The 3,844-nt window shown below is 70.6% G+C and carries 4 protein-coding genes and 1 pseudogene; 3 read left to right on the top strand and 2 right to left on the bottom strand.

Annotated elements, in window-relative coordinates; genetic code table 11:
* Nucleotides 1-199: pseudogene (locus tag FRW57_RS18685) on the bottom strand (hypothetical protein); the annotation flags it as partial.
* Nucleotides 200-204: 5 nt separating this feature from the next.
* Nucleotides 205-996, bottom strand: a complete 792-nt coding sequence (locus tag FRW57_RS18690) for a DeoR/GlpR family DNA-binding transcription regulator (RefSeq protein WP_137119786.1) — start codon at nucleotides 994-996, stop codon at nucleotides 205-207.
* Nucleotides 997-1,256: 260 nt separating this feature from the next.
* Here FRW57_RS18690 and trpS point away from each other — a divergent pair, with 260 nt between their 5' ends.
* From trpS to FRW57_RS18705, 3 genes are all read left to right on the top strand, one after another.
* The gene (gene trpS, locus FRW57_RS18695; RefSeq protein WP_137119785.1) at nucleotides 1,257-2,294 is read left to right on the top strand and encodes a tryptophan--tRNA ligase; all 1,038 of its coding nucleotides are present in this window, start codon (nucleotides 1,257-1,259) and stop codon (nucleotides 2,292-2,294) included.
* A gap of 10 nt (nucleotides 2,295-2,304) precedes the next feature.
* Nucleotides 2,305-2,832 carry a 2'-5' RNA ligase family protein gene (locus FRW57_RS18700; RefSeq protein WP_137119784.1) on the top strand — a complete coding sequence of 176 codons (528 nt, stop codon included), beginning with the start codon at nucleotides 2,305-2,307 and terminating at the stop codon, nucleotides 2,830-2,832.
* 12 nt (nucleotides 2,833-2,844) lie between these two features.
* On the top strand, nucleotides 2,845-3,844 hold a 1,000-nt coding region (locus FRW57_RS18705), incomplete at its 3' end, for a YihY/virulence factor BrkB family protein (RefSeq protein WP_152186726.1).

Raw genomic sequence — 3,844 nt, forward strand, 5'->3', positions numbered from 1 at the left:
CGGTGAGCGCGTCGCGGCGCATCGTGCCTGCGGCAGCCCGCGGGCCCAGGGCGCGCTCGTCCGGCTGAGAGCGCTCGGCGGCTCCGGACAGCCAGGGCTCGGTGTCGTCGAAGTAGATCAGCTCGCGACCGTCGGCCAGCACGGACGGGGTGCGGCGCACCGTCGGCGACAGCAGCGTGGATCGCGAGGTGCCAGCCATGCCACTCATGCGCTTGCGTGGTCCGACTGCGGCGCCACGACCAGCTGGCCGACCTGCTGGCTCACGGTGCGGCGTGCCTCGGGGCTCAGGTCGGCGTCGGTGACGAGCACGTCCACCTCGTCGAGCGTGGCGATGGTGCACAGCCCGATGACGCCCCACTTGCTGTGGTCGGCCACCACGACGACGCGGCGCGCGGCGGACATCAGCGCGCGGTTGGTCGCTCCCTCGACGAGATTCGGCGTGGTCAGCCCGGCGTGCTCGTCGATGCCATGGACCCCCAGGATGAGGGTGTCGACGTGAAGGGTGGCGAGGGCGGCGTCGGCGACGGGTCCGACGAGCGCGTCGCTGGGTGTGCGCACGCCACCGGTGAGGACGACCTGGTAGTCGTCGCGGGCGGGGTCGTGCAGCAGCTCCGCCACGTGGGGGGAGTTGGTGACCACGGTGAGGCCGGGCAACGTGCGCAGCTCGTGGGCCACGGCATACGTCGTCGTGCCGGCCGATATCGCGACCGAGGCCCCGGGCTTGATCAAAGCGGCGGCGGCGCGTGCGATGGCGGACTTCTCGACGGGGTTCATCTCCGACTTCACCTGGAAGCCCGGTTCGTCGGCGCTGCGATCGGTGACGGCGGTGGCGCCCCCGTGGACCTTGACGACCAGGCCGCGCTCGGCGAGGGCCTCGATGTCGCGCCGCACGGTCATGTCGGAGACCCCGAGGATCTCGACCAGCTCCGAGACCCGGGCACCCCCGTGACGATCGACCTCCCGGAGGATGCGTTCCTGACGTTGCCGTGCCAGCACGACGCCTCCTCGAGGACCGTCCTCTCACCGGGACCGGTCGATCCCGCGACATAATCAAACACCTCCGCGCACGTCTGCGCTACCCGCGTCCCGAGTTGCCGAAGCAGGGGACGCAAGAACCGACACGATCGCTCACGAGGGCGCAGCTAGCGAGCCCCGGTGTGGAGCGGCCGCGCCACCAGAACGCGCGATGCGCCCGTGAGGCCCCCGCAGAGACCTCCGCCTGTCCCGGCTGTGGGCGACCTGACAGAATGGCGCGCATGCCTGAGCACGACATCGCCGCGTCCAGCAGCGGCCGACCCCGGCTGCTGTCCGGGATGCAGCCCACGCAGGACTCGCTCCACCTCGGCAACTATCTGGGGGCCCTGCAGAACTGGGTCAAGATGCAGGAGACCCACGACGCGTTCTACTGCGTCGTCGACCTGCACGCCATCACCGTCGCGGTGGAGCCGGCGAGGCTGCGCCAGCGCACCCGGGTCACGGCCGCGCAGTACCTCGCGGCCGGCATCGACCCCGAGCGAGCCACCGTCTTCGTGCAGAGCCACGTCCCCGAGCACGCCGAGCTGACCTGGGTGCTGTCGTGCATCACCGGCTTCGGTGAGGCGAGCCGGATGACCCAGTTCAAGGACAAGTCGAGCCGGCACGGCACCGAGGGCACGACCGTCGGGCTGTTCACCTACCCGGTGCTGATGGCCGCCGACATCCTTCTCTACGACGCCGCGCAGGTGCCGGTCGGCGAGGACCAACGCCAACACCTGGAGCTGACGCGCGACCTCGCCCAGCGGTTCAACGGCCGCTACGGCGAGACGCTCGTCGTGCCCGAGCCGCACATCGTCAGGGCCACGGCCAAGATCCAGGACCTGCAGGACCCGGCGGCCAAGATGAGCAAGTCCGCGGCCAGCCAGGCCGGGGTGATCGACCTGCTCGAGGACCCGAAGGTCGTGGCCAAGCGGATCCGCTCCGCGGTCACCGACACCGGCCGCGAGGTCCGGTTCGACGAGGAGACCAAGCCGGGGGTGTCCAACCTGTTGCGCATCCACTCGGCCCTGTCCGGCCGATCGGTCGCCGAGCTGGAGGCGGCCTTCGAGGGCAAGGGCTACGGCGACCTCAAGAAGGACGTGGCCGACGTCGTGCTGGAGGTGCTCACCCCCTTCCGTGACCGCACCAACGAGCTGCTCAGCGATCCCGCCGAGCTCGACCGACTCCTCGCCGAGGGCGCCGACCGGGCCCGTGCCGTCGCCAGCCAGACCCTGGCGCGGGTCTACGACAAGGTCGGGTTCCTGCCCGGCAAGCGCTGAACGGCCCACGATGCCCACGATCGGCGTCTCGCTGCCCATTCCGCAGCCCTACGCCAAGGAGCTGCAGGAGTGCCGGCGATCCTTCGGCGACCCGCTGGCCGACGCGATCCCGACCCACGTGACCCTTCTGCCGCCGACGGAGGTCGCCACCGAGGCGATGCCCTCCGTCCACGCCCACCTCGCCTCGGCCGCAGCCGCGGCCCGTCCGTTCGACATGATCCTGCGGGGGACCGGGACCTTCCGTCCCGTGTCACCGGTGGTCTTCGTCCAGGTGGCTCGCGGGATACCCGCGTGCGAGCGGCTCGAGCACGCAGTCCGAAGGGGCCCGCTCGACCGGGAGCTGAGCTTTCCCTACCACCCCCACGTCACCGTCGCGCACGGTGTGCCCGACGAGGCCCTCGACCGCGCCTTCGATGAGCTCGCGACATACAGTTGCTCGTTCGACGTGCACGGGTTCGATCTGTATGAGCACGGAGTGGACCTGGTATGGAGGTCGGTGGCGACGTACGACTTCGGAGTCGCCGCAGCGGAGCACTAGGAGGGGACGAGGATGAACCGCCTGAAAGCGCTGGTCGCCCGACTGCAGCGGACACGTCCTTGGCGGGCGTGGAAGCGCTACGGCGACGCGCACGGCAATGTGCTGGCCGGTGGGGTCGGCTACTTCGCCTTCTTCTCGGTCTTCCCGGCCGTCGCGCTGGCCTTCGCCGTCTTCGGTTTCGTCCTGCGCGGGCACCCCGACCTGTTGAACACCGTCTTCGACGCGCTGCGGGAGCAGTTGCCGGGGATGATCAAGGACCCGAACAACCCCGGCGCCGGAGGCATCATCCCCGCCAAGGCACCCGGGGCCGACGCCCTGACCATCACCGGCATCATCGCGCTGGTCACCCTGTTGATCTCCGGGATGGGCTGGCTGGGTGCGATGCGCACCGGCATCCGCGCGGTGTTCGGAGCCGACGACACCCCGGGCAACTTCATCACCGACAAGCTGCGCGACCTCGGGGTGATGCTCTCGCTCGGCCTGGGGATCGCGCTGTCCGGCATCTTCACCAGCGTGGCCAGCTCGCTCATCAGGTGGGTCGCCGGGCTGGTCGGGTTCGCAGGGGCCTCGTGGCTGCTGCAGGCCGGTGTGCTCGTCCTCAGTGCGCTCGCGGACACCGGTCTGATGATCCTGTTGCTGCGGGCCCTGTCCGGCGTGCCGGTGGGCACGCGGGGGCTGTTCCAGGGTGCGCTGATCGGGGGAGTGGGCCTGACCGTGATGAAGGCCTTCGCCGGTCAGCTGATCAGCCACGCCACGAGCAACCCGCTGACGGCCAGCCTCGGCATCGTCGTCGGGCTGTTGTTCTGGCTCAACCTGATGTCACGGCTCACGTTGCTGTCGGCGGCCTGGGCAGCCAACGACCTCGAGGTCGCCACGGCCCGCGATTCCGCGACCGCGGAGGCGGACGACGCGGCACCCGAGGGTGCCGCTGTCCACGGCGCAAACCCCGGTGCCACGGGGGACGGGTCCACGGTCCGGGCCGGCGTACCGGTGGGACCTGCGCGGCACACCG

Source organism: Segeticoccus rhizosphaerae (assembly GCF_009192725.1).
Lineage (GTDB): Bacteria > Actinomycetota > Actinomycetes > Actinomycetales > Dermatophilaceae > Segeticoccus > Segeticoccus rhizosphaerae.

Excerpts from the sequence above, each read along its gene's own strand:
- FRW57_RS18700 (WP_137119784.1), top strand. The coding sequence starts at position 2,305 with ATGCCCACGATCGGCGTCTCGCTGCCCATTCCGCAGCCCTACGCCAAG.
- trpS (WP_137119785.1), top strand. The coding sequence starts at position 1,257 with ATGCCTGAGCACGACATCGCCGCGTCCAGCAGCGGCCGACCCCGGCTG.